The organism is Paracidovorax citrulli (assembly GCF_900100305.1).
Lineage (GTDB): Bacteria > Pseudomonadota > Gammaproteobacteria > Burkholderiales > Burkholderiaceae_C > Paracidovorax > Paracidovorax citrulli.
This window is the reverse complement of the sequence record NZ_FNEY01000003.1, coordinates 208734-231673: the sequence shown is the minus strand read 5'-3', so window position 1 is coordinate 231673 and position 22940 is coordinate 208734. Positions and strand designations below refer to the sequence as shown.

Below are 22940 nucleotides of genomic sequence, written 5' to 3'. Positions count from 1 at the left end.
GTACAGCAGGCCACGGGCCACTCGGTGAAGCTGGGCTGGGCGGACCAGGGCTATACGGGCGAGGTGGCAGCAGAGGCTGCAAGGGACAACGGCATCGATCTGCAGATCGTGAAGCTGCCCGAAGCGAAAAAGGGCTTCGTGCTGCTGCCCCGGCGCTGGGTGGTAGAGCGCAGCTTCGGGTGGCTGGCGAGATTCCGCAGACTCACGCGGGACTACGAGCGCCTACCCGAAGTGCTCGGCGGGCTGCATTTCCTGGTCTTTGCCGTGCTCATGTTGCCTGCAGCCGCACGGGTGCTGGCTGCGGCGGGAAGTTCATAACACGCTCTAGGGTGGCCGGGGGGCGTCACCTTCGGGCTTGCGCTGCAGCACGCCCATGAGTGACTGCTCGAGTGGAGCATCAATATCGCACAACTCGATTTTGCGACCGGTCTCCTGAGCCAGCTTGATGTACGCGTCGATTTCGTGCGCTCCAGCCAGTCGCTTATCGACCAGCATGCTGATCGCCGCGCCGCTCGCGGTCTTCTGCAATCGGAGTTCGTCTTCAAGCCGGTCAGCGAGGATGCACGACTCGGCGTGTACCTGCGCCGAGGTAAGTTTTGCTCCCTCTGGAGTTTCTGCGAGCGAACGTTTGAAGATGTCGGGATTAATACAGCCGGCGCCGCCACTCTCCTTGAGGGCATTGGCGAGTACGGGGATGGTTTGTGTCGCCATGCGTGTCTTTCCCGCAGCCGTATTGCCTCGCAACGCGAACAATGTCGGTGGGTGGCCACCGCGCTCGATCACCTCGGCGAAATCCTGGGCTGCAGTTTTCGCATCGCCGATCAGCCGGTCATGCAATTGACGCCGCTCGGGGCGCCAGTTTTGAGGATGGGCCAAATAGTCCCATCGGGACTGGCCAGGAGGAGGGAGTTCCCCCAGGCCGAAGATCTCGTCCGACCCCCTGGGTGCGGCCGGCAAACGGATCGCAGGCCTGTTGCCCGATGTCTCCGGCACTTTTGCCGGCAGTGAGGCCCTGACCCGTGAAGGCGATGAACTGCGCGATCTCTGCGATGGTGCCGGGAAGCCGGCTGGCAGCGCATGCACCGGACGGGAGGTCGGGCGCGGTGGCGTTTCATGCCGGCTGATCGAAGCGGCGTTGCTGGTCACGGGCCGGGGCGTTGAATTCGCTGAATTTCGCCGGCTGAGTCTGTCTGTCATTGGTGGGCGCTATTCCGATTGTTCAGCTCGCGACGTTGTCAGGTGAACCGCAAGCCAGCCGGACTCGACGGATCGCTCGCCTGTCGAAGCTCTGCGGAGTCACAGCTAAAGTCACGCGGCAATTTATGCGCTTTGCAGTCCTCGCCCCGGTTGCGCTCCGAATGCAGTGACTGGGCTGCGAATTCGGGCTTGCGTTCTTCATCTTTTCGAGCAAGACCCCCTGGCCGGGTCTTGTTGCCTCGATACTCCGTGGATGCCCATGGATTGGTTTCATACCGTGCCTTGCTGGCACCCCCGCTTCAGCGCGGTGCCGCGCCCTGCGCCCCTGTTCTCCACGTCCATCTCCACCGCCCCGATCCTGGTCGAGGAGGCGGGCGCATTCCTGCTGCGCTTTGCGGAGTCGGCCATCCTCGCGCAACTGGTGGACGGTGCGCTGACCCCTGCGGACTGGTGCGCGGCCGGCGGAAACCCGCGGCACCTGCCCGGTCTGCTGTCTGCGATGGAGGCGCTGGCGCGCCGCGGCGATCTCGTCGCGCGCGGCGCGGTTCCCGGTGGCTGGGCCGTTCCCCACGTGGATGCCGCGCCGGTGCGGGAAGAGGGCGATGCCGGCAGCGTGACCTGGCTGGTGGAGCCCGGCGGGTTGCCGGCCTGGCGTGCCACGGTGGATGCCGCCGGTGGAGGGGCCGTGGCGGGGGTGGACCTCGTGCTGTGCGAGGACCATTTCGATCCCCGGCTGGCGGGGGAGTGGGAGCGCGCGCTCCGGGCGGGCCGGTCGCGCTGGTGGATGCCGGTACGCCTGGGCGGCACGCGGTCCATCGCCGGCCCCCTGCTGCGGCCGGGCGGGCCGGGGCCGTGCTGGCACTGCTTCCTGCACCGCCTGCGGCGCAACAGCCCGGAGCGCGGCTGGCTGGAGCGGGAGGTTCCGGGCTCGCACGGGCTGGTGCCCCTGTTCAGTGACCCGGCGGGCCGGGCGCCGCGCTGGCGCCAGGTGCAGGAAGCCGTGCGCCGGCTGCTGGCCGATGCCGTGCCTGGGCGGTTCGCGGTGTTCGGTAGCCCCCGGGGGCCGGGTGGCGGGGAGGACGATACGGGACCGTGGCAGTCGGTGCCGCGGCGGCCCCAATGCCCGCGGTGCGGGGACGCCGGATGGATGGCGCGGCAGGCCCGGCAGCCCGTGCAGCTGCGCGATGTGCATGCCTTGCCGGGCGCACGGGGCGGTTCCCGCACGGTGCTCCCGGACACCACGGTCCAGGCCGTGCAGCCCTCCGTCGGCGCGTGGGCCGGCGTGGTGACGGAGTGCTCGCCGCTGCCCCTGCCGGAAGCCGGCGCCATCACGGTCTATCGCAGTGCCTTCCATCCGGCCGGCCTGCAGGAAGGCGGCCCGGTGGCTGCGCGGTGGTGCCTCGGCAAGGGCATGACCGCCGCCCAGGCGCAGGCGAGCGCGCTGTGCGAGGCGGTGGAGCGCTACGCTGCCGGCTTCCAGGGCGACGAAGCCTGGACCGAGGCGCGCGAGGATGGGCTGCCCGCTCCGGCCTTCGGGCCGCGATCGCTGGTGTTCATCAGCGACCGGCAGCGTGCGCGGGCCGGCGCGGGGGACGACCGGGTCCGGCGGACGCTGCCCCATCCTCCAGGAGTGCCTCTGGCCTGGACCCCCGCGTGGTCGCTCACGCGGGAAGCGCCGTGCTTGCTGCCGCTCGCCCATTGCTACGCGGGCGTGCCCGGGCGCTGGTCGCGCTACGGCGAATGGAATTCGAACGGCTGCGCCGCCGGCAACGGCGTCGAGGAGGCCGTCCTGCAGGGGCTGCTGGAGGTGGTCGAGCGCGACGCCACGGCGATCTGGTGGTACAACGAACTGGCGATGCCCGCGTTCGATCTCGGCCGGGCCGACCCGGAGCATCTGCGCCGCGTGCGCTCCACCCTCGGCAGTGGCTGGAGCTTCTGGGCGCTGGACCTGACCCACGATCTCTGCATCCCGGTGGTGGCCGCCGTGGGCCGCCGCGCCGACGGCGACTGGGCGTTGGGTTTCGGATGCAGCCTGGATGCCGACATGGCCTGCGAGCGGGCCCTGACGGAGCTGGTGCAACTGGTGGCGGTGGGCAAGACCCTGCCCGGGCACTGGAACGGCCTGCGCAGGGCATCCCCGGAGTTCCTCCTGCCGGAAGGAGGGGATAATCGTGGCATCGCGTCCTCCGTCCGCGCCCGCGCGGCAGCGGATGGACGCGGCGGTATCCGTGCGGACATCGCGGCCTGCGTGGAGGCGGCCCGGAGGTGCGGCCTGGAAGTGGTGGTGCACGATTACTCGCGCCCGGACCTTCCGCTGCGCACCGTCAAGACCACGCTTCCCGGCGCCTGCCATATCTGGCCGGAGCTCGCGAATCCCCGCCTGTCGCGCGTACCCGTGGCGATGGGATGGCGCGATGCCGCGCGGGACGAGGGCGACCTCAATCCCTGGCCCCTCTACGTCTGACCTGTAAGCGTTCCTGCGGAGCACGATGGCGATTTTGCGCAACCTTTCGAGCGGCCGGAGCATCGTGCTCCGTCCCCTGCATACCTTCGGCCGGCACCCGGATTCGTGCAGGACGGTACTGCAGGAGGCCGATGTGTCCAAGCTCCATGCCATCGTGCGCTGGTCCGGCATGCGCTGGGAAGTCGCCGACCAGAGCCGCAACGGCACCCTGCTGGACAACGCCCGGATGCGGCCCGCGCACTGGCACGGCCTGGCGGAGGGCTCCGAAATCCGTTTCGGCGCGTCCGTCGCGGCCGTGTGGACCCTGGTCGATGCATCGCCGCCCAGGACCGGCCTCTGGCCGCTCGGGGGCGAACCCGTGCTGCGCGTGCTGGACACCCAGGAAAACCTGCTGCCCCATGCCTCCGAGGCCGAATCCAACGTGTTCCAGTCCGAAGGTCGGTGGTGGTGGGACCGCATGGACCAGGTGCAGCCGCTGCTGGACGGCCACATCGTCCAGGCGGGCGGCCAGCGCTGGGAGTTCGTGCTCTGCGAGGACCTGGGCGCCACCCAGGACGTGCCGCGCATGCCGCATGCCTCGGCGCTGCCGGCCCCGCTGTTCGACTTCGACGTGAGCCAGGACGAGGAGCACGTCTGCCTGGACATCCACCTGGGCGGCCAGTCGCTGTCTCTGGGCGAGCGCATCCACCACTACACCCTGCTCACGCTCGTGCGCCAGCGCCTGCAGGATGCCCGGCAGGACGTGCCCATGGCCAGCCAGGGCTGGCTGGCCATCGATGCGCTGGCCCGGATGCTGGGGGTCGATGTCCCGTACCTGAACATCCAGCTCTTCCGGGCGCGGCGGCAGATCCAGAATGCCCTGGGCGCGGCCGGCGAGACGGTGGCCGTGGTGGAACGCCGCCGCGGGGAAGTGCGGTTCGGCGACCATGCCTTCCGCATCCGCAAGAGCGGCCGGCTGGAGGGCGAGCGGCCGGCGGCAGCGGGGTGACCGGCCGCGGTTTGTAATCGCATGTAATGGGTTGTTTCGCGGGTTTTCTCTAGATTACGGTCATCGCGCTGCGATAGCAGACGCTATAAGCACTACACCGTATCAGAGAGGGGAGACGGGGCCGGGCACCGGCCCGGTTCGCAAACCTTCTTTGAGAAAACAGCCATGCAGCAACCGCAAACCCTTCGGCAGACCGGCGGATTCCCGCACAGCGATTTCGTCCACGGCGCAGGCACCGGCGAACGCCTGCGGGCCGGCGGGACCCGCGGGCAGGCCCACCGGGCAGGCGCCTGAACCAGGGCGGGACAGTGCCACATGCGATGCATCACCCTGTCTTCCGGAGCGCAAGCCCGCTCCAGGCGCGCGGCCGCGGGGGCACTCTGGCAGCCGCAGACCCTGTGGGAGTCGTATTACCAGCACGTGATGGGCACCGCGCCCGAGCAAGGCTACCTGTCCGCCTTCTGGCGACACTACCACGGCACCTGCGCCGAAATGCACGTGGATGGGGCCGATCTGCTGCGCTGGAGCAGCGAATGCGACTGCGTGCTGCACCGGCTGCCCTACACACCGTTGAGCGATTTCCTGCGCGAGCTCAAGACACTCTGCGCGCATGCCCACCGCGTGGGCGCTGCCTTGCAGGTGATCGCGGATTGAAACTGCGAGAACATGGCCGCCACGGCCAGGGAGGAGAAGCGAAACCGTCGCGATAACAAGAAGAAAGAAGCCGCGCCACTTCTGGGAGGGAGAGGGCGCGGGACGAAAGCCCCTGGCATGCTGCCAGGGGCTTTCGTCTTTCAGGGGGTGCCAGCTCCGGCGACGCCCAGTCGTTCCTTGAGCCGGGTGCTGGTGGTCGTGTACTGCAGGGCGACCGGCGAGCCGGCCAGATGCTCGGCCGCGGCGAAGGCGGCCAGCGTGGCCTCGTGGAAGCCGCAGAGGATGAGCTTGCGCTTGCCGGGGTAGGTGTTGATGTCGCCGACCGCGTAGAGCCCCGGAACCCCGGCCGAAAAGGTGGCCGTGTCCACTTTCACCTGCTTGCGCTCCAGCGCCAGTCCCCAGTCGGCGACGGGACCCAGGCGCGGCGAAACGCCCAGGCACAGCAGCAACGTGTCCAGGGGCAGCCCCTGCTCCGTACCATCGGAAGCGAGGAGCCGCACGCCAGTGAGCCGGCCCGGTTCCGGCGTTCCCGCCTGCGCCGCGGCCTCGATGCCCGTGACCTGGGCGGCCAGCACCCGGATGCGGCCGCTGTCGCGCAGTGCCTGCAGCCGCGCCAGGTCCTGCGGAGCGGCCTGGAAGGCGTCGCGGCGGTGCACCAGGGTGACGCTCGCGGCGGCCTCGGGGCCAGGCTCCGCGCAGGCGATGGCGCGTGCCACGGCCGTGTCTTCGCCCCCCAGGACGACCACCTGCCGGCCGCGGGTGGGCGCGGGCTCTTCGTGGTGGAACACCTGCGTGCCGTGGAAGCGTTCGATGCCATCGATCTTGAGCGTGCGCGGAACGAAGGCCCCCACGCCGGCCGCGATGAACACGGTGCGTGCATGCAGTGCGGCGCCGGCATCGGTGGCGAGCAGGAAGCCGCCATCGGGGGCGGGCTGCAGCGTCTCGACGCGCTGGGAAAGGTGCAGTTGCGGGGAGAACGGCGCGATCTGCCGGTTCAGCAATGCCACCAGCTCGCGGCCGGTGCACACGGGCACGCCCGGGATGTCGTAGATGGGCTTGTCGGCGTAGAGCTCGGCGCACTGGCCGCCGACGTGGGGCAGGGCGTCCACCACATGCGCGGCGATGCCCTGCAGGCCGAGCTGGAAGACCTGGAAGAGCCCCACGGGCCCCGCGCCGATGACGACCGCATCGGCTTCGATGAGGCGAGCGTTTTCCATCACATTTTCAAGTGGGGACCGCAGCGCTTGAATCTGCCACGGCCCAGGCGGGCAGGCGCCGCGCAAGGGCCGCCCCGCCGCGCGGGCGTCGCCCCCCTTCCGGCCAGCGAAGCGCCGCCAGAGAAGGAGGGAGCGGCGCAGCCGCCCGGGGGGATGTATCCATGTCTAGCGGATGAGGTCGGCGATCTTGCCGGGCTTGCCGTTCCACTCGTCGGCGTCGGGCAGCGAGGCCTTGCGCTTGGTGATGCTCTTCCATTGCGGGGCGAGCTCGGCGTTGAGCTTGATGAAGGCCTGCTGGTCGGCGGGCAGGTCTTCCTCGGCGTAGATCGCGTTGGCCGGGCACTCGGGAATGCACACGGCGCAGTCGATGCACTCGTCGGGGTCGATCACGAGGAAGTTCGGGCCTTCGCGGAAGCAGTCCACGGGGCACACGTCCACGCAATCGGTGTACTTGCACTTGATGCAGTTTTCGGAGACGACGTGAGTCATGAGAGGCAGTCTTTGGGTCGGGGGTAACCCGCAATTTTAGGGCGGTTCGGGCCGGAGTGTCCCTGCGCCCCTTGCGCTGTCGCAGGAAGGGGCGGCGGGGGAAGCGGGCCGGTTCAGTTCACCAGCACGGCCGCGGCGGTGCGGTGGCTCGCGGTGTCCACGAGGATCAGGGAACCCAGTACCCGGGCCTGGCCGAACGGCGCGGCGGGCAGGGCCTCCTGCAGCAGCAGTTCCACGTGGCCGATGGCGTTGGGCTCCAGCTGCGCGGCGTCTTCCTCGGCCAGCGTGTGGATATTCAGGCGGTGCACCACGCGCTGCGCCTTGGCCTTGACCCAGCGGTGGCCGTGCAGCGCCCAGTACACGCGGCCGGCCACCAGGGGCTCGTCGTCCATCCAGGCCACGGTGGCGCGGATCTCGCGGCGCGCCGGCCAGGCGGGCACCGGCGCCGGGGTGTCGAAATCGTCCGCGGCGGCCGCTGCCGCGGGGGTGGGCGCGGCCAGGATCCAGTCGCCGCGCGAGACGTCCACCTCGCGGTCGAGGATGATGCCCGCGCTGGTGCCGGCCTGCACGGTGTGCGGTCGGCGGGCGTGGTCGAGCACCTGCGCCACGCGGGCGAGCTGGCCGCTCGGGAACACCTGCACTTCCGTGCCGGGCGCGACCTGGCCCGCGGCGACGCGGCCCCAGAACACGCGGCGGCCCTGCGTGGTGTCCGCCGAAGACGAGAATTTCTCCACCCACTGCACCGGGAAGGCCAGCGCCAGTCCGGTGTCTGCGGGCGTGTGGGGCAGCTGCTCCAGGATCTGCAGCAGGCCCGGGCCTTCGTAGCCGCACCAGCCGGGCTGCGCATCGACCACGTTCCAGCCCTTGAGCGCGGACACGGGCACGGTGGCGCGCACGGCGATGCCGGCCGTCCGGGCGAAGGCTTCCAGCGCGGCCCGGATGTGGCGCCAGGCGAGGGCGGGGTCGTCCACCGCGTCGAGCTTGTTCACGGCGAACACCAGCGAATGCACGCGCAGCAGGTGCACCAGCAGGGAGTGGCGGCGGGTCTGCGGCAGCAGCGCGAGCTGCGGGTCGCGCCAGTCGAGCTTGGTGGCATCGACCAGCACCACGGCCGCGTCGGCGCTGGAGGCGGCCGTGACCATGTTGCGGGTGTACTGCTCGTGGCCCGGTGCGTCGCCGATGATGAACTTGCGCGTCTCGGTCGCGAAATAGCGGTAGGCCACGTCGATGGTGATGCCCTGCTCGCGCTCGGCCGAGAGGCCGTCGGTGAGCAGCGCCAGGTCGGTCTCGCCGCCGCGCGTCACCCCGGCCAGGTGGTCCTGCAGCACGGCGCGGCTGTCCACCAGCAGGCGCCCGATCAGCGTGCTCTTGCCGTCGTCCACGCTGCCGCAGGTGATGAAGCGCAACGCCGCTTCGTGGTCGTCCCGGCCTGCCGAAGTGGTAGTGGCTGCCTTGGCAGCCATCGAATCAGTCGTGTTAGTCATCCAACTCTTTCAGTCGCCCACGCGGGGCGTTAAAAATGGACGCGGCCCAGGCGAGAACCGCCGTGCAAGGGCCGCCCCGCCGCACTGGCGGTGTCCCCCTTCCGGCCGGGCGCAGCCCGGCGAGAGAAGGGGCAAGGCGCGCAGCGCCTCAGGGGGATGCCTTCAAAAATATCCGTCTTTCTTGCGCTTTTCCATCGAGGCATCGCTGGTCTTGTCGTCCATGCGGGTGGCGCCGCGCTCGCTCACGTCGGCGGCCAGCGTCTCGATCACGATGTCCGCCGCCGTCGCGGCGTCGCTGGCCACGGGGCAGGTGCAGGTGATGTCGCCCACGGTGCGGAAGCGCACCTCGCGCGTCACCACTTGCTCGCCCTCGCGGGGCGGCGTGAGTTCGGTCACCGGCACGAGCAGGCCCTTGCGCTCGACCACCGCACGCTGGTGTGCGTAGTAGAGCGAGGGCAGGGCAATCTGCTCGCGGTCGATGTACTGCCACACGTCCAGCTCGGTCCAGTTGCTGATGGGGAACACGCGGAAGTGCTCGCCCGGGGCCAGTCGCGTGTTGAACAGCGTCCACAGCTCGGGCCGCTGGGCCTTCGGAGCCCACTGGCCGAAGCTGTCGCGGTGCGAGAAGATGCGTTCCTTGGCGCGGGCCTTTTCCTCGTCGCGCCGCGCGCCGCCGATCAGCGCGTCGAAGCGGAATTCCTCGATGGCCTCCAGCAGCGTCACCGACTGGTGCACGTTGCGGCTCTCGCCCGGATGGGCCAGGCGCACCGTGCCGCGCGCCATCGAATCCTCCACGCTGCGCACGATCAGCTCGGCGCCCAGTTCCTTCGCGCGGAAGTCCCGGAAATCCGTGACCTCGGGGAAGTTGTGGCCGGTGTCGATCATCAGCAGCGGGTAGGGGATGCGGCCCCGGCTGCCGGAGGGCCCCTTCGTGTCCAGGAAGGCCTTCTCTGCGCACTTGAGCATCACCAGCGAATCCTTGCCGCCCGAGAAAAGCAGGGCGGGGCGTTCGAAGGCGGCGGCCACCTCGCGCAGGATGAAGATGGTTTCTTCTTCCAGCGCGTCGAGATGGCGGTTGCTGAGCTGGTTCAGCACATGGGGTTCGGTGCGGGCGTTCATGCGTCGGCTCGTGGAAGCTCGTGGAAAAAAAGGGGGCGGCGGCCGCGTCAGGCGGCGTCCCGGAAGTGGGGCAGGGGGTGCGCGGCATCGCCCTGGTAGAAGGCGTGGAAGCGGTCGAACTGGCGCTGCGCATCGGCCAGGTCCACGCCTTCGCGCAGCACGGCCACGTCGAAGCCGCAGCGTGCCATCTGCACGAGCTGGTCGATCAGCACGTCGCCCGTGGCGCGGATCTCGCCGCGGAACCCGCGCCGCTGGCGCAGCAGGCGGGCCTGGCTGAAGGCGCGGCCATCGGTGAACTTGGGGAAATGCAGGTCGATGCGTTCGATGCCCGCCAGGTCCTGCACGAGCGGATCGGCGTCGTTGGGCATGGCCAGCACGTGGTGCCCCGGCTCGGTGGCTGCCGGATCGTGGGCGGCGATGATTTTCATGGTGTCTCTCGTGGGAATGCGGTGCTCGGGCTCAGGCGGCCACGCTCTCGGCGGGATGTCGCGCGGCGTTGGCGGCGGCCTTGAAGGGCTCGATGCCGACGCGGCGCACGGTGTCGATGAAGTGCTCGTGCTTCTGGCCGCGGGCGCTGCCGGCGGCCTCGGGCGACAGCGGCTGGCGCTGGTCGCGGTAGGTGGCCAGCAGCGCCTCGATCACGCCGGGCACCTCGGCCGCGCTGAAGGACGGCCCGATGATCTTGCCGGGCACGGCCGGGCCCGACAGGTCGGTGCCGTCGGCGCCGCCGAGCGTGATCTGGTACCACTCCTTGCCGTCCTTGTCCACGCCCAGGATGCCGATGTGGCCGCTGTGGTGGTGGCCGCAGGAGTTGATGCAGCCGCTGATGTGCAGGTCGATCTCGCCCAGGTCCCACAGCTCGTCCAGGTCCTGGTAGCGCTCGGTGATGGCTTCGGCGATGGGCAGCGAGCGCGCGTTGGCGAGCGAGCAGAAGTCGCCGCCGGGGCAGGCGATCATGTCGGTCAGCAGGCCGATGTTGGGCTGGGCCAGGCCCAGCGCGCGCGCTTCCTGGTAGAGCGCGGGCAGCTGGTCGGCGCGCACCCAGGGCAGCAGCAGGTTCTGCTCGTGCGTCACGCGGGCCTCGCCGCAGGAGTAGCGGTCGGCCAGGTCGGCGGCCGCGTCCATCTGGTCGGCCGTGGCGTCGCCGGGCGCATGGCCGACGCGCTTGAACGACAGCACCACGGCGCGCAGCAGCGGATGGCGGTGCGGCAGCACGTTGCGCGTGAGCCAGCGGCCGAAGCCCTGGTCGCCTTCGGCGGCCGCGCGCAGCAGCGAGAGCGTCTGGCTCTCGGCGTCCGCGCCGCCCAGGTCGGGCACGGGGTCGTGGAAGCAGGCGGCCACGCGGTCGTACTCGGCCTGCGTGATGGTGTGGGGGCCGCCTTCCACCTCGACGATCTGGCGGAATTCCTCTTCCACCTGGTCCACGTAGGTCTGGCCCTCGGACTTCACGAGGATCTTGATGCGCGCCTTCCAGAGGTTGTCGCGGCGACCGTAGCGGTTGTAGACGCGGATCACCGCCTCCAGGTAGTTCATGAGCTGGTTCCAGGGCAGGAACTCGCGCACCACCGGGCTGATGACCGGCGTGCGGCCCATGCCGCCGCCCACGCGCACCTGGAAGCCCAGCTCGCCGGCCCCGTTCTTCACGAGCTGCAGGCCCACGTCGTACCAGCCGAGCGCGGCGCGGTCTTCGCGGGCGCCGTTGAGCGACACCTTGAACTTGCGCGGCAGGAAGGCGAACTCGGGGTGCAGCGTGCTCCACTGGCGCAGGATCTCGGCGAAAGGCCGCGGATCGGCGATCTCGTCGGCGGCGATGCCGGCCAGCGCGTCGCTGGTGATGTTGCGGATGCAGTTGCCGCTGGTCTGGATGCCGTGCATGTGCACGGAGGCCAGCAGGTCCATCACGTCGGCGCTCTTGTCCAGCGGGATCCAGTTGTATTGCACGTTCGTGCGCGTGGTGAAGTGGCCGTAGCCATACTTCAGGCGCGTGCCGATGCGGCGGCCGTCGGCGAGCGGGATGTCGCCGAGCTTTTCCTGCGTGGCCTGGGCCTCGGCCAGCAGCGCCGGCTCGGGGATGTCGTATTCGCGGGCGATGCGGGCCAGCACGCGCAGCTGGCCGCTCGAGAGTTCGCCGTAGGGCACGGCCACGCGCAGCATGGGCGCATAGCGCTGCACGTACCAGCCGTTCTGCAGGCGCAGCGGCTTGAACTCGTCGCCGGAGAGCTTGCCCGCCTGGAAGCGCTCCAGCTGGTCGCGGTACTGGTCCGCGCGCAGGCGGATGAACTGTTGGTCGAATTCTGTGTATTGGTACATGGTGGGGTTGCGCGCCTCGCGGGCGCACTCAGATCAGAACCAGTTTGGCGCCCGCCCAGGCGAGCAGCACGGAAAGGGCCGAGCGGATGAACCGCTCCGGCGCGCGGGAGACGAGCCGCGAGCCCAGCCAGATGCCCGGCAGGGAGCCGGCCAGCAATTGTGCGAGAAGCGGCCAATCCACGGAGCCGAGGCTGGCATGGCCCAGGCCCGCCACCAGCGTCAGCGGCACGGCATAGGCGATGTCCGCGGCGATCACCCGCGGCAGCGGCAGCAGGGGGAACACCATCAGCAGCACGGTGACGCCGATCGCGCCGGCACCCACGGACGTGAAGGTGACCAGGGTGCCGATCAGCGCGCCCAGCAGCACGGGCAGGCTCCAGTGGCGGGGGCGGTCGGCCTGTTCGCCCCCGCTCTGGCGGGCGGCGCGTTCGGCGGCCTGGCGGGCCGGGGAGAAGACGAAGGCCTTGTACAGCGTGGCGGCGGCCGTGAGCAGCAGGGCGCCGCCCAGGGTGGTGGTCATCAGGTGCTGCGCGGTGCCGCTGGCCGGGCCGATGGTGCGCAGCGCCCAGAGGGCCAGCAGGGCCGAGGGGATGCTGCCCGCGCACAGCAGGGCCACCACGCGCCAGGGCACGAGGCGCTGGCGGGCCAGGCTCACGGTGCCGCCCATCTTGGTGAACGCGGCGAACAGCAGGTCCGTGCCGATGGCCAGGTGGGGCTTGACGCCGAAAAAGAAGATCAGAACGGGCGTCATCAGGGAGCCGCCACCGACCCCGGTGAGGCCGACGATCAGGCCCACCGCGAATCCCGCGAAAACGAACGCCAGGTCATGCATGGGCGTGACTGTAGGGTCTCGTCTTATGGTTTCAAACTATTGTTTGCTCCTGCAGGTATATCGATATATGTATATCGGTTTTCGGGCGCAATTTGAAGCGGCATTCCTCTATCGCGAGGCTCAGGTTTTCGCAGTGCCTGTCGCCGCTTCGCGTACTTTGGTTCTCCGGGGGCTTGGAGCAGGTACAAGCTGGACCGTTCACCCGTTGGTCGTCAACGGTAGCCACAGTCGCGGTTCGACTGGGCAACGTGTCAAGTCAGCTTTTGATCGAGGAAGAAAATGGGATGCGCAGGATCCAAATCGGTGGCCGCACGGTCGTCGCTCAGTGCTTCAGGGCTTGGGGCGGCATATGGATCGAACCAGGGGCAAGAAGCAGGCAACTCGCGATCCGGGGGGATGATCCGGCATGACGCTCTATCACCTCGGGGCGGTCACGCCTCTGGCGCCTCCAGATCGGCGCTTCGCGCAGCGCTTCCTTCGCCGCCCAGGAACCACCCCTCTGGCATCGGGCTGCAGGATGGGTCGTATGTGCTGAAAAACGGGCGAGTCTTTCCGTCGGTCAACACCCTTCCTCCGGCAGAACGCGCGGCGTTTCTAAAAAAGCACGACCCGTGCAGTCAGTTGAAGCTGAATGATGATTCGGTGTTCTTCCGGGTTACGGAAAGACAGTGGGTCCAGGATGGAACCCTGAGCGGGCATCCCCAGTCGGGCGCCAGGATCAGGAACCATTTCGCTATTGCCGAGAACCCGTACATGCCAGGATCATTCAAGCCTGCTGAAATGGATGCGATGCATTTGCCTGACCTGTCCTGAATGTGATGTTCGGGTCAGGCGCCTACGCAGGCTTGAGGAGCTACGCGACCAGTGACTCGCACGTACTCACCATGATGACACTTGGTGCATTGCGCGCGGCCGGCGGTGGAGAGGTGTTCCTCGACATAGGCGCCCGATACGGCCAGGACAACGATGCCCGGGCACTGATCGTCACCCTGCCTGAAGGCGCCAAAGTTCCCGTCACCATTGTGGATTGAGCAGACAGTAGCAAAGCGCGCGGCCTTCGCGGCTCGTTCATCCACGCGGCAACTCAGCAGGCTCTCAGGTCAGGGATTGGAGCTCAAGGGCGGTTTGAGTTGACCGCTTGCGCGTATCCGCCAGTGTGGAGGTCCATTCCACGATCTGGCCGGTGCGGCGCGCAGACTTGGCGTATCGTTGGCGCCGGGCGTTCGCCGCCCCCTGCCGCCTGCCGCAGCGCCTCGCCCATGAACGACACCACGCCCCCCGCTTGTCCCCCAGCCGCCAGCACCGGCGCCGATGCTTTCTCCTGGCGCCGGATCGCGCTGCCGGCCTTCGGGCCGTCGCTGCTGTTCGGGATGGGCGAGGGGGCCATCCTGCCGATCGTGCCGCTGCTGGCCCGGGAGCTGGGCGCATCGGTCTCGATGGCGGCCTTCGTGGTCACGCTGATCGGGCTGGGCTCGCTGCTGAACAACATTCCCGCGTCGTACATCACGATACGCTGGGGCGAGCGCTGGGCGATCGTCGCGGCGGGCCTGTGGAGCGCCATCGGGATGGCACTGGCCGTGCTGCTGCCGGGCGTCGTGCCGCTGGCGATCGGCTGCTGCATGGTGGGCATGTCCCAGGCCATCTACAACCTGGCACGCCAGAGCTACCTGACGGAGGCCGTGCCGGCCGCCTACCGCGCCCGTGCCCTGTCCACGCTGGGCGGGGTGATGCGCATCGGCATGTTCATCGGGCCGTTTCTTTCCGCGGCAGCCGTGCATGCCTTCGGGCTGAAGGCGGCCTTCGCCGTCGGCATCGCGGGCGTGCTCGCGGCGGCGGCCGTCGGGGCCCGCCTGCCGGACCTCGTGGCCCCGCCGCATCCCGCGGGCACGCCGGCCCCGGCGCCCGTCGGCCTGGGTTCCATCCTGGCGGACCACCGCCGGGTGTTCCTGACCCTGGGGCTCGGGGTGGCGCTGGTGAGCGCGGTGCGCGCTTCGCGGCAGGCAGTGATCCCGTTGTGGGCGGACCACCTGCTGCTGGCGCCGGCGGTCACCTCGGTGATCTACGGCATCGCCGGCGGCATCGAGATGCTCCTGTTCTACCCGGCCGGGCGGGTGATGGACCTCAAGGGCCGCCGCTGGGTGGCCGTGCCGTCCATGGCGATCATCGGGCTGGCGCTGCTCGCGATGCCGTTCACCGGCGGTTTCGCGACGCTGCTGATCGCCGCGACGGCGATCGGTTTCGGCAACGGCATCGGCTCGGGCCTGATCATGACGCTGGGCGCGGACTTCGCGCCGCGCCATGGCCGGCAATACTTCCTGGCCGTGTGGCGCTTCCTGTCGGACCTGGGCGGCTCCTGCGGGCCGGCGCTGCTGTCGGCGCTGGTGGCCACCGTTTCGCTGGCGAGGGGCATCGCCGTCACCGGGCTGCTCTCGCTCGCGGCGGCGGCCATGCTCGGCGTGTGGATTCCGGCACGGAAGGCGAAGGCACCGCCGGGCTGAGCGCTCCGCCCGGGCCGGGCCATGAGGTCTCAGTCCGCAGGAAGCCGCTCGGTGGACAGCGCCCGCGCCAGACGCACCTCCACAGGCAGCGGCTCGCCCATCATGCGGGCGGCCAGCAGTTCCCCGCACAGCTGCGACAGCGTGAGCCCGCGCGCGCCCATCGCGGCGCAGACCCAGAGCCCGGCCTGCCGTGCGGCATCCACCGGCCCCACGAAAGGCAGCCGGTCGGGCGCGGTGCAGCGCACGGCCGCCCAGTGGCCGGGGGCGGCGCCCGGGCCGGCGATGGCGGGTGCGAGCCCCTGCGCCAGCGCCGGCAGCAGTTGTTCCAGCTTCGCGGCATTGGCCGCATGGGCCTGCGCCTGTTCCTGGGGCGCGGGGGGCAGTTCCGTCTGGCCGCGCTCGAAGGTCGAGCCCATCACCCAGATGCCTCCCCCCGCCGTGCCCGCATGCGGCACGAGGTTGCCATGGCCGTTGACGGGGAAGGGCGGCCAGGCGGCGGCCGGGCTGTCCGCCCGCGTGCCCCAGCTCACCTGGCCGCGCAGCGGATGGATCGGGTAGCGGGCGGGTAGCCAGGGGCGGCTGCCGTAGCCAGCGGCCACCACCACGTGGGGCGCTTCGGCGAGCACCGTGCCGTCGCTGCCATATGCCTGCCAGTGCGTGGCGCCACCGGGAGCGGCCACGGGCTCCAGCCGTGCCACGGCACTGCGGCCCTGCCAGTGGATGCCAGGGTGCGCCAGCAGCGCGCGCACCAGCCGGGCCGGCCGCAGCCATCCGCCACGCGCATGCCAATAGGCGACGGTGGCTCCGGGCAGGCCAGCGGCCTCCAGCGCCGCGGCATCGGCGGGGCGGCTCCATTCGGCGCCCACCGCGGCATCCCCGGCCCAGGCAGGCGGCAGGCGGTGCTTGCCATCCACCTCGTGCTCCAGCACGCCGCAGGCGCTCCAGTCCTCGCCTTCCGACAGGCCGGATGCCTCCAGGGCCTGCAGCGTGGCCCGCACGCCGCAGCGCGACAGGCGCGAGAGCAGGCTGTCGTCGGGCGACACATGCGGCGCGAACACGCCGGCCGGCAGGCCCGAGGCGCCGGCCGCGGGTTCCGCGCCCTGGTCCAGCACCCGCACCTGCCAGCCGCGCCGCGCGAGGCTCGCCGCCACGGCGGCGCCCGACAGCCCTCCGCCGATGACCAGCACGCTCGACGGTCCGCCCGCCACGCGCACGTCGGGCAGCTCCGGCTGCACGGGGCGCGGCTCCCAGGCCGGATCGAACTCCGCCTGCAGGTTGCTGCGCTTCGGGGGCAGGCCGGGCACCTTCTGCACCCGGAAACCGCACTGCGCGAGCCCTTCGCGCACCGCGCCGGCCACGCTCCAGGTGGCCAGGCGCGTGCCGCGGCGGCAGCAGCGCGCCACGGCCTTGAGCGTGTGCACGTCCCACAGCTCCGGGTTCACCTGCGGGCTGAAGCCGTCCAGGTACACCGCATCGGCCACCGGCTGCTGCTGGCGCAGCATCGCCTGCGCGTCGCCGATGTAGAGCGTGAGCAGCACCTGCCCGCCCTCGAAGGCGAGCCGGTGCACGCCGGGCAGCAGGCCCCAGTACTGCGCATGCAGCGCGCGGGCCAGGGGTTCCAGCTCGCCATGCCCCTGCATGGAGCGCAGCAGGTCGTCCGCTGAGACGGGAAACGCTTCGCAGGACACGAAATGCAGCAGCCGGGGCCGCGCCGGGTCGGCCCGCCAGGCGGCCCAGGTGGCGAGGAAATTCAGCCCGCAGCCGAAGCCGGTCTCCAGCACCCGCCACATCGCCTGGCCGGCCCACGCCCCGGGCAGGCCGCAGCCGCGCAGGAAGACTTCGCGTGCCTGCGCGAGCCCGGTGTGGCTGTGGTAGCGGTCGCCGAAGCGCGGATTGAACGGGGTGCCGTCGGGGAGCCAGTCGATGGGTTCGGACATGCGGCGATTGTCGGGGCGCCGCGGGGTGCGCAAGGTTGCGCCGTGTCAGTCGCAGAGCGCGGACGGGGGCGGAAAAAAAGAAAGCCCGGCGGGGCCGGGCTTGCAGTGCGGAGGGGGGAAGCGCGGCCCGGCAGGGGAGCCGGCTCCGCCCGCGCGTCAGGCGCTGGGCGGCACGTAGCCCGCAGCGGCATCCGCGCCGCCGCCGAAGAAGTGCTGCTCCATCTGGCGCGCGAGGTACTGGCGCGCGCGCGCATCGGCGAGGTTCAGGCGGTTCTCGTTCACGAGCATGGTCTGGTGCTTGAGCCAGCCGGCCCAGGCCTCCTTGCTCACGTTCTCGAAAATGCGCTTGCCCAGTTCGCCCGGGTAGGGAGGGAAGTCGAGGCCTTCGGCTTCCTTGCCGAGCTTGATGCACTGGACGGTACGTGCCATGGGAATTTCCTTGTTCTGACGGAAAGAGAAATGCGAGTTTCCAGGGATTGCCGGGAGACGCGAGGGAAGCGGTTCGGCTCCAAAGATGATTTGGAAATTTAAAACTGAAATTTCAGTAGTTTCAGTTTTGAGGGGCGGCTTCCAGAATGCGCTGCATCGGTGCCGTGCTCTACAGCACCGCCCAGGATTCCCATTGGAAAGCTCCCCATGAACCTTCGCCGCCACTTTATCAAGTTTCCCGCCGCCGCCGCCCTCGCAGGTTCCGCCGGCGTCCTGGCCACGCCGGCCATCGCCCAGCAGCCGGTGCAGCTGCTCAACGTGTCGTACGACCCCACGCGGGAGCTGTATGTGGACTACAACCAGGCGTTCGCGAAGTACTGGAAGGGCAAGACCGGGCAGGATGTGCAGGTCAGGCAGTCCCACGGCGGCTCGGGCAAGCAGGCCCGCTCGATCATCGACGGCATCGATGCCGACGTGGCCACGCTGGCCCTGGGCGGCGACATCGATGCGCTGGTGAAGAACGGCGGCCTGGTCAGGCCCGACTGGCAGAAGCGCCTGCCGCACAACTCCGCCCCGTACACCTCCACGATCGTGTTCCTCGTCAAGAAGGGCAATCCCAAGGGCATCAAGGACTGGGACGACCTGGTGAAGCCCGGCGTGCAGGTGATCACCCCCAATCCCAAGACCTCCGGCGGCGCGCGCTGGAACTACCTGGCCGCCTGGGAATACGCCAAGCGCAAGTACGGCGGCGATGCGCAGGCCAGGGAATTCGTCGGCAAGCTCTACAAGAACGTGCCGGTGCTCGATACCGGCGCCCGCGGCTCCACGATCACCTTCGTGCAGCGCGGCGTGGGCGACGTGCTCCTGGCCTGGGAGAACGAAGCCTTCCTGGCCCTGAAGGAGTTCGGCGCGGAGAAGTTCCAGATCGTCGCCCCCTCGCTTTCCATCCTGGCCGAGCCGAGCGTCGCCGTGGTGGACAAGGTGGTGGACAAGAAGGGCACGCGCGCCGTGGCCGAGGAATACCTCAAGTACCTGTATTCGGACGAAGCCCAGGACATCGCCGGCAGGCATTTCTACCGGCCGACCGGCGAGAAGGCGAAGGCCAAGTACGACGCGCAGTTCCCCAAGCTCACGCTCGCCACCATCGACCAGGCATTCGGCGGCTGGGGCAAGGCCGACAAGGACCACTTCGCCGACGGCGCGAGCTTCGATCAGATCTACACGAAGAAGTGATCGCACGGCCGCCGCGCCCGCCCATCGACCACCCCCACCGCAAGGCCCGTCCATGTCCGTTCTCCTGATCGCCGCAAGCCCTTCGGAGCGCCCGCGGTCCGCCGGCTGGCCCGATGCCACGCCCCTGCGGCTGCCGGTGCGCTTCACGCCGGTCCCCTTCGAGCAGGTGCGATGTAGCGTCTGACCGGTCCGCGCCGCCGCCGCCGACGCGGGGCGGCCCGCGCACCGGTCTTTCCCGCCCCGTTTGCCTTCCGCCGGCCATGCCGGCCCCCGGGGCGAGGCCGCTGTGCCCGCCCCCGGGCGGAGCGCTGCCTGCCCGCCACCCCGACATACCGCAGAGATTGGAGTTCCCTCATGGTCCCGCTGTTCGAATCCCCCGCGCGCACCGCACCATCCACCTCCCGCCGCCGCTGGCTGGCTGCCGGCGCGGGCGCTGCCGCCCTGGCCGCGCTGCCGGCCTGGTCGCAGTCTGCCGGTGCCGCGCGCACGCTGCGGGTGGGCCACCAGAAGGGGTGGCTCTCCCTGCTGAAGGCGCGCGGCACGCTGGAGAAGCGCCTCGCGGCCGTCGGCGTGAAGGTGACCTGGACGGAATTCAATGCCGGCCCGGTGCAACTGGAGGCGCTGAACGTCGGCTCCATCGATTTCGGCGACGTGGGCGAGGCCCCGCCGATCTTCGCCCAGGCCGCGCGCGCGCCGCTCGTGTATGCCGGCGCCACGGTGCCGCGCCCGGCGCTGGAGGCCGTGGTGGTGCCCAAGGACTCGGCCATCCGCAGCGTGGCCGACCTGAAGGGCAAGCGCGTGGCCTACAACAAGGGCTCCAACGTGCACTATTTCCTGGCGAAACTGCTGGAGAAGAACGGCCTGCAGTACCGCGACGTGCAGTCCGTGTTCCTGGCGCCGCCGGACGCGCGCGCCGCGTTCGAGCGCGGCGCCGTGGATGCCTGGGTGATCTGGGACCCGTTCCTCGCGGCGGCGCAGAAGGCGCTGGACGCCCGCATCCTGGCCGACGCCACGGGCGTGGTGAACAACCGGGCCTTCTACTTCACCTCGCGCGACTTCGCCAGCCGCAACGCGGACGTGCTGCGCATCGCGATCGAGGAAGTGGACGGCATCGACCAATGGGTTTCGGGCCACAAGGCCGAAGCCGCCGCGGAACTGTCCCAGGTGCTGGGCCTGGACCTTGCGGTGACCGAACTCTTCGTCGGCCGCGTGGGCTACGGCACGCGGGCCGTGACCCGCGAGATCCTGGCCGAGCAGCAGGCCATCGCGGACACCTTCTTCGCCCTCAAGCTGATACCGAAAAAGCTCGACGTGCTCCAGGCCGCGCCGGTGGAGCTGCTGTAGCCGGCGCCCGGCCCGTCCGCCCGAAGGAGCACCCCATGTCCATCCTGCCATCGTCCACGGCCCCCGGGCCGGCCGCGCGGCGCCTGCTGGCGGTGACCGCACGCGCCTGGGGACTCCGCCCCACGGTGCGTGCGCCCGGCGCGGCGGTCCCGCATCCGCACCTGGCGCAGCGCACCGCGCGGCATGTGCTGCCCGCGGTGCCCCTGCCCGCATCCGGGCCGTGCTTTGCCATTTCCTATTGACTCTGCCCACCTCCGTTCCCCACTGATCGAGAAAGCCTCCCATGCACGTGTTCTGGTTCATTCCCACCCACGGCGACAGCCGCTACCTCGGGACGTCCGAGGGTGCCCGCGCCGTCCACTACGACTACCTGCGCCAGGTGGCCACGGCCGCCGATACCCTGGGCTACGAAGGGGTGCTGATCCCCACGGGCCGCTCCTGCGAGGACCCCTGGGTGGTCGCCTCGGCACTCGCGCCCGTGACACGGCGCCTGAAGTTCCTCGTGGCGGTGCGCCCGGGCCTGCACCAGCCGGCCCTGGCCGCTCGCATGGCCGCGACCTTCGACCGCCTGTCGGGCGGGCGCCTGCTCATCAACCTCGTGACGGGCGGCGACCGCACGGAACTGGAGGGCGACGGTGTCTTCCTGGACCATGCCCAGCGCTATGCACAGTCGGAGGAATTCATCCGTATCTGGCGCGAGATCCTGTCGCGCAGCCACGAGGGCGGCACCTTCGACTACGAGGGAGAGCACCTGTCGGTGAAGGGCGCCAAGCTGCTCTACCCGCCGGTGCAGAAGCCCTATCCGCCGGTGTACTTCGGCGGCTCGTCCGAGGCCGCGCACGACCTCGCGGCGGAGCAGGTCGATACCTACCTCACCTGGGGCGAGCCGCCGGCCGCGGTGGCGCAGAAGGTGGCCGACGTGCGCGCCCGCGCCGCGCAACGGGGCCGGACGGTGCGCTTCGGCATACGGCTGCACGTGATCGTGCGCGAGACCGATGCGGCCGCATGGGCCGCGGCGGAAGAGCTCATCAGCCGCGTGCAGGACGAGACCGTGGCCCAGGCGCAGGCCGTGTTCTCGCGCATGGATTCCGAAGGGCAGCGCCGCATGGCCGCGCTGCACGCCGGGGGCACCCGCCGCTCCCGCGCGGACCTGGAGATCAGCCCCAACCTCTGGGCCGGCGTGGGCCTGGTGCGCGGCGGCGCGGGCACGGCGCTGGTGGGCGATCCGCAGACCGTGGCCGCGCGCATGCAGGAGTACGCGGACCTGGGCATCGACACCTTCGTGCTCTCCGGCTATCCGCACCTGGAAGAGGCCTACCGCTTCGCGGAACTGGTGTTCCCGCTGCTGCCCGCCGAGGTGCGCGAGCGCATCGGCGGCGGCCGCGCGGCGGGGCCCCTGACCGGGCCTTTCGGCGAAATCGTGGGCAACCAGTACGTGCCGCGCGCGGCGCAGAGCTGAGCGGTCCGCGCAACAGGAGATTCCCATGGCCATCCATTCCATCAACCACGTGCAACTGCCGTTTCCCGCGGGCGAGGAGGGCGCCATGCGCGCCTTCTACGCCGGCCTGCTCGGCCTGGCCGAGGTGCGGTATCCGGCCGAGAACGCCCTGCATTTCGCGGCGGGCCGCCAGCGCATCGCCCTGGTGCCCACCACGCGCTGGCAGCCGGCGCCCGCGGCGGCGCACCTGGCGTTCGAAGTGGACAACCTGCCCGAACTCCGCGGCCGCCTGCTGCGGGCCGAACTTCCCCTGGTGGAAAACCGGGCGCTTCCGGGCTACCTGCGCTTCTACGTGAAGGACCCGGCAGGCAACCAGCTCGAGTTCCTGGAGCCCGACGCGGAAGCAGGAGCGCTGGCATGACGGGTCCCGCCATCTCCCCCGCGGTGCGCGAACTGCAGGTGTCCGCCGCCACCGAAACACCCGATGCGCCCGCAGCGGGCCTGCCTGCGCCCATGCGGCAGTGGGCCGCGGCCGTGGGGCAGCGCCTGCTGCCCTGGCTGGTGCCGGTGGCGCTGATCGCGGCCTGGCAGGTGGCCTCGGCCCAGGGATGGCTGTCCAGCCGCGTGCTGCCGGCACCGTCCGATGTGCTCAAGGCCGCCTGGCAGCTCGGCGAATCCGGCGAGCTGTGGACCCACGTGAAGGTGAGCGCGGGCCGCGCGCTGGCGGGCCTGGCGATCGGCGGCGGCCTGGGCCTGCTGCTCGGGCTGCTCACCGGCTCGCTGCGCTGGGCGGAAACGCTGCTGGATTCCACCGTGCAGATGGTGCGCAACATCCCCGCGCTGGCGCTCATCCCGCTGGTGATCCTCTGGTTCGGCATCGACGAATCGGCCAAGGTGTTCCTGATCGCGGTCTCGGTGTTCTTCCCGATCTACCTCAACACCTTCCACGGCATCCGCAACGTCGATCCGGGCCTGATCGAGATGGGCCGCACCTACGGGCTCTCGCGCTGGCAGCTCTACCGCGAGGTGATCCTGCCCGGAGCGATGTCCTCCATCCTCGTGGGCCTGCGCTTTTCGCTGGGGCTCATGTGGGTGATCCTGATCGTGGCGGAAACCATCTCCGCGCAGGCCGGCATCGGCTACCTCACGATGAACGCGCGCGAGTTCCTGCAGACCGACGTGGTGCTCGTGGGCATCCTGCTCTACGCGCTGCTGGGCAAGCTGGCGGACGTGTTCGCGCGCGGCCTGGAGCACTGGTGGCTGCGGTGGCATCCCGGCTACCAGGCCAAGGCATGAACGAAGGAGAG

Annotated in this window: 25 protein-coding genes; 15 read left to right on the top strand and 10 right to left on the bottom strand. The window is 70.1% G+C overall.

Going from position 1 to position 22940, the window contains the following annotated elements; all coding sequences use genetic code 11:
- A partial coding sequence (locus tag BLR99_RS03525; protein ID WP_139160132.1) for a transposase occupies window positions 1-318 on the top strand: 318 nt, incomplete at its 5' end.
- 6 nt (window positions 319-324) lie between these two features.
- On the opposite strand, the gene xopAJ is transcribed toward BLR99_RS03525, so the two are convergent.
- Entirely contained in the window at window positions 325-993 is a 669-nt protein-coding gene (gene xopAJ / locus BLR99_RS23350; protein WP_289623145.1) for a XopAJ/AvrRxo1 family type III secretion system effector zeta toxin, read from the bottom strand.
- Between xopAJ and BLR99_RS23345 the strand changes: the two genes are divergently transcribed.
- The 4 genes from BLR99_RS23345 (at window position 974) to BLR99_RS03505 (ending at window position 5303) form a co-directional block, all read left to right on the top strand.
- Window positions 974-1243, top strand: a complete 270-nt coding sequence (locus BLR99_RS23345) for a hypothetical protein (protein ID WP_225981105.1) — start codon at window positions 974-976, stop codon at window positions 1241-1243. The genes xopAJ and BLR99_RS23345 overlap by 20 nt on opposite strands.
- Window positions 1244-1456: 213 nt before the next feature.
- Complete coding sequence (locus BLR99_RS03515; protein WP_041828059.1) at window positions 1457-3661, top strand: TOMM precursor leader peptide-binding protein; 2205 nt, start codon at window positions 1457-1459, stop codon at window positions 3659-3661.
- A 25-nt stretch (window positions 3662-3686) separates the two neighbouring features.
- Window positions 3687-4649: an FHA domain-containing protein gene (locus BLR99_RS03510; RefSeq protein ID WP_011796136.1), complete on the top strand. Its 963-nt coding sequence runs from the start codon at window positions 3687-3689 to the stop codon at window positions 4647-4649.
- A 315-nt stretch (window positions 4650-4964) separates the two neighbouring features.
- Complete coding sequence (locus BLR99_RS03505) at window positions 4965-5303, top strand: hypothetical protein (RefSeq protein ID WP_011796135.1); 339 nt, start codon at window positions 4965-4967, stop codon at window positions 5301-5303.
- A 140-nt stretch (window positions 5304-5443) separates the two neighbouring features.
- Here the strand turns inward: BLR99_RS03505 and BLR99_RS03500 are convergent, their stop codons facing one another.
- The 7 genes from BLR99_RS03500 to BLR99_RS03470 form a co-directional block, all read right to left on the bottom strand.
- Window positions 5444-6520 (bottom strand): NAD(P)/FAD-dependent oxidoreductase, encoded by a 1077-nt coding sequence (locus BLR99_RS03500; RefSeq protein WP_046059508.1) that lies wholly within the window; start codon window positions 6518-6520, stop codon window positions 5444-5446.
- A gap of 165 nt (window positions 6521-6685) precedes the next feature.
- Window positions 6686-7009, bottom strand: a complete 324-nt coding sequence (gene fdxA, locus BLR99_RS03495) for a ferredoxin FdxA (RefSeq protein ID WP_011796133.1) — start codon at window positions 7007-7009, stop codon at window positions 6686-6688.
- Window positions 7010-7122: 113 nt separating this feature from the next.
- Entirely contained in the window at window positions 7123-8472 is a 1350-nt protein-coding gene (locus BLR99_RS03490) for a sulfate adenylyltransferase subunit 1 (RefSeq protein WP_041827503.1), read from the bottom strand.
- A 183-nt stretch (window positions 8473-8655) separates the two neighbouring features.
- Window positions 8656-9612: a sulfate adenylyltransferase subunit CysD gene (cysD, locus tag BLR99_RS03485; RefSeq protein WP_011796131.1), complete on the bottom strand. Its 957-nt coding sequence runs from the start codon at window positions 9610-9612 to the stop codon at window positions 8656-8658.
- 47 nt (window positions 9613-9659) lie between these two features.
- Window positions 9660-10040 (bottom strand): DUF934 domain-containing protein, encoded by a 381-nt coding sequence (locus BLR99_RS03480; protein WP_011796130.1) that lies wholly within the window; start codon window positions 10038-10040, stop codon window positions 9660-9662.
- 31 nt (window positions 10041-10071) lie between these two features.
- Entirely contained in the window at window positions 10072-11922 is a 1851-nt protein-coding gene (locus BLR99_RS03475) for a nitrite/sulfite reductase (RefSeq protein WP_011796129.1), read from the bottom strand.
- A 28-nt stretch (window positions 11923-11950) separates the two neighbouring features.
- A complete protein-coding gene (locus BLR99_RS03470) occupies window positions 11951-12754 on the bottom strand; it encodes a sulfite exporter TauE/SafE family protein (RefSeq protein ID WP_011796128.1) in 804 nt (267 codons plus the stop codon).
- Window positions 12755-13282: 528 nt separating this feature from the next.
- Here BLR99_RS03470 and BLR99_RS23645 point away from each other — a divergent pair.
- From BLR99_RS23645 to BLR99_RS03460, 3 genes are all read left to right on the top strand, one after another.
- On the top strand, window positions 13283-13567 hold the full coding sequence (locus BLR99_RS23645; RefSeq protein WP_157774166.1) for an AvrPphF family type III effector: 285 nt from the start codon (window positions 13283-13285) through the stop codon (window positions 13565-13567).
- A 5-nt stretch (window positions 13568-13572) separates the two neighbouring features.
- Window positions 13573-13785 (top strand): AvrPphF family type III effector, encoded by a 213-nt coding sequence (locus BLR99_RS23640; RefSeq protein WP_017439501.1) that lies wholly within the window; start codon window positions 13573-13575, stop codon window positions 13783-13785.
- Between the two features lie 228 nt (window positions 13786-14013).
- On the top strand, window positions 14014-15252 hold the full coding sequence (locus BLR99_RS03460; RefSeq protein ID WP_074686853.1) for an MFS transporter: 1239 nt from the start codon (window positions 14014-14016) through the stop codon (window positions 15250-15252).
- Between the two features lie 29 nt (window positions 15253-15281).
- Here BLR99_RS03460 and mnmC read toward each other — a convergent pair whose 3' ends face one another.
- A complete protein-coding gene (mnmC, locus tag BLR99_RS03455; protein WP_011796125.1) occupies window positions 15282-17189 on the bottom strand; it encodes a bifunctional tRNA (5-methylaminomethyl-2-thiouridine)(34)-methyltransferase MnmC2/FAD-dependent 5-carboxymethylaminomethyl-2-thiouridine(34) oxidoreductase MnmC1 in 1908 nt (635 codons plus the stop codon).
- A gap of 156 nt (window positions 17190-17345) precedes the next feature.
- Window positions 17346-17618 (bottom strand): oxidative damage protection protein, encoded by a 273-nt coding sequence (locus tag BLR99_RS03450; protein ID WP_011796124.1) that lies wholly within the window; start codon window positions 17616-17618, stop codon window positions 17346-17348.
- Between the two features lie 207 nt (window positions 17619-17825).
- Here BLR99_RS03450 and BLR99_RS03445 point away from each other — a divergent pair, with 207 nt between their 5' ends.
- From BLR99_RS03445 to ssuC, 7 genes are all read left to right on the top strand, one after another.
- Window positions 17826-18851 (top strand): sulfate ABC transporter substrate-binding protein, encoded by a 1026-nt coding sequence (locus BLR99_RS03445; RefSeq protein WP_011796123.1) that lies wholly within the window; start codon window positions 17826-17828, stop codon window positions 18849-18851.
- Between the two features lie 52 nt (window positions 18852-18903).
- On the top strand, window positions 18904-19035 hold the full coding sequence (locus BLR99_RS23635; protein WP_258868821.1) for a hypothetical protein: 132 nt from the start codon (window positions 18904-18906) through the stop codon (window positions 19033-19035).
- A gap of 170 nt (window positions 19036-19205) precedes the next feature.
- A complete protein-coding gene (locus BLR99_RS03440; protein WP_011796122.1) occupies window positions 19206-20195 on the top strand; it encodes a sulfonate ABC transporter substrate-binding protein in 990 nt (329 codons plus the stop codon).
- Between the two features lie 35 nt (window positions 20196-20230).
- Complete coding sequence (locus BLR99_RS03435) at window positions 20231-20437, top strand: hypothetical protein (RefSeq protein ID WP_041827502.1); 207 nt, start codon at window positions 20231-20233, stop codon at window positions 20435-20437.
- Between the two features lie 41 nt (window positions 20438-20478).
- Window positions 20479-21654, top strand: coding sequence for an FMNH2-dependent alkanesulfonate monooxygenase (gene ssuD / locus BLR99_RS03430; protein ID WP_011796121.1), 1176 nt, complete (start codon window positions 20479-20481; stop codon window positions 21652-21654).
- Window positions 21655-21679: 25 nt separating this feature from the next.
- Window positions 21680-22054, top strand: a complete 375-nt coding sequence (locus tag BLR99_RS03425; protein ID WP_011796120.1) for a VOC family protein — start codon at window positions 21680-21682, stop codon at window positions 22052-22054.
- Window positions 22051-22929 carry an aliphatic sulfonate ABC transporter permease SsuC gene (ssuC, locus tag BLR99_RS03420; protein ID WP_083369967.1) on the top strand — a complete coding sequence of 293 codons (879 nt, stop codon included), beginning with the start codon at window positions 22051-22053 and terminating at the stop codon, window positions 22927-22929. The genes BLR99_RS03425 and ssuC overlap by 4 nt, the downstream gene beginning before the upstream one ends.
- Window positions 22930-22940: the final 11 nt, after the last annotated feature.

Excerpts from the sequence above, each read along its gene's own strand:
- BLR99_RS03515 (WP_041828059.1), top strand. The coding sequence starts at position 1,457 with ATGGATTGGTTTCATACCGTGCCTTGCTGGCACCCCCGCTTCAGCGCG.
- BLR99_RS03510 (WP_011796136.1), top strand. The coding sequence starts at position 3,687 with ATGGCGATTTTGCGCAACCTTTCGAGCGGCCGGAGCATCGTGCTCCGT.
- BLR99_RS03505 (WP_011796135.1), top strand. The coding sequence starts at position 4,965 with ATGCGATGCATCACCCTGTCTTCCGGAGCGCAAGCCCGCTCCAGGCGC.
- BLR99_RS03500 (WP_046059508.1), bottom strand. The coding sequence starts at position 6,520 with ATGGAAAACGCTCGCCTCATCGAAGCCGATGCGGTCGTCATCGGCGCG.
- fdxA (WP_011796133.1), bottom strand. The coding sequence starts at position 7,009 with ATGACTCACGTCGTCTCCGAAAACTGCATCAAGTGCAAGTACACCGAT.
- BLR99_RS03490 (WP_041827503.1), bottom strand. The coding sequence starts at position 8,472 with ATGGCTGCCAAGGCAGCCACTACCACTTCGGCAGGCCGGGACGACCAC.
- cysD (WP_011796131.1), bottom strand. The coding sequence starts at position 9,612 with ATGAACGCCCGCACCGAACCCCATGTGCTGAACCAGCTCAGCAACCGC.
- BLR99_RS03480 (WP_011796130.1), bottom strand. The coding sequence starts at position 10,040 with ATGAAAATCATCGCCGCCCACGATCCGGCAGCCACCGAGCCGGGGCAC.
- BLR99_RS03475 (WP_011796129.1), bottom strand. The coding sequence starts at position 11,922 with ATGTACCAATACACAGAATTCGACCAACAGTTCATCCGCCTGCGCGCG.
- BLR99_RS03470 (WP_011796128.1), bottom strand. The coding sequence starts at position 12,754 with ATGCATGACCTGGCGTTCGTTTTCGCGGGATTCGCGGTGGGCCTGATC.
- BLR99_RS23640 (WP_017439501.1), top strand. The coding sequence starts at position 13,573 with ATGTTCGGGTCAGGCGCCTACGCAGGCTTGAGGAGCTACGCGACCAGT.
- BLR99_RS03460 (WP_074686853.1), top strand. The coding sequence starts at position 14,014 with ATGAACGACACCACGCCCCCCGCTTGTCCCCCAGCCGCCAGCACCGGC.
- mnmC (WP_011796125.1), bottom strand. The coding sequence starts at position 17,189 with ATGTCCGAACCCATCGACTGGCTCCCCGACGGCACCCCGTTCAATCCG.
- BLR99_RS03450 (WP_011796124.1), bottom strand. The coding sequence starts at position 17,618 with ATGGCACGTACCGTCCAGTGCATCAAGCTCGGCAAGGAAGCCGAAGGC.
- BLR99_RS03445 (WP_011796123.1), top strand. The coding sequence starts at position 17,826 with ATGAACCTTCGCCGCCACTTTATCAAGTTTCCCGCCGCCGCCGCCCTC.
- BLR99_RS23635 (WP_258868821.1), top strand. The coding sequence starts at position 18,904 with ATGTCCGTTCTCCTGATCGCCGCAAGCCCTTCGGAGCGCCCGCGGTCC.
- BLR99_RS03440 (WP_011796122.1), top strand. The coding sequence starts at position 19,206 with ATGGTCCCGCTGTTCGAATCCCCCGCGCGCACCGCACCATCCACCTCC.
- BLR99_RS03435 (WP_041827502.1), top strand. The coding sequence starts at position 20,231 with ATGTCCATCCTGCCATCGTCCACGGCCCCCGGGCCGGCCGCGCGGCGC.
- ssuD (WP_011796121.1), top strand. The coding sequence starts at position 20,479 with ATGCACGTGTTCTGGTTCATTCCCACCCACGGCGACAGCCGCTACCTC.
- BLR99_RS03425 (WP_011796120.1), top strand. The coding sequence starts at position 21,680 with ATGGCCATCCATTCCATCAACCACGTGCAACTGCCGTTTCCCGCGGGC.
- ssuC (WP_083369967.1), top strand. The coding sequence starts at position 22,051 with ATGACGGGTCCCGCCATCTCCCCCGCGGTGCGCGAACTGCAGGTGTCC.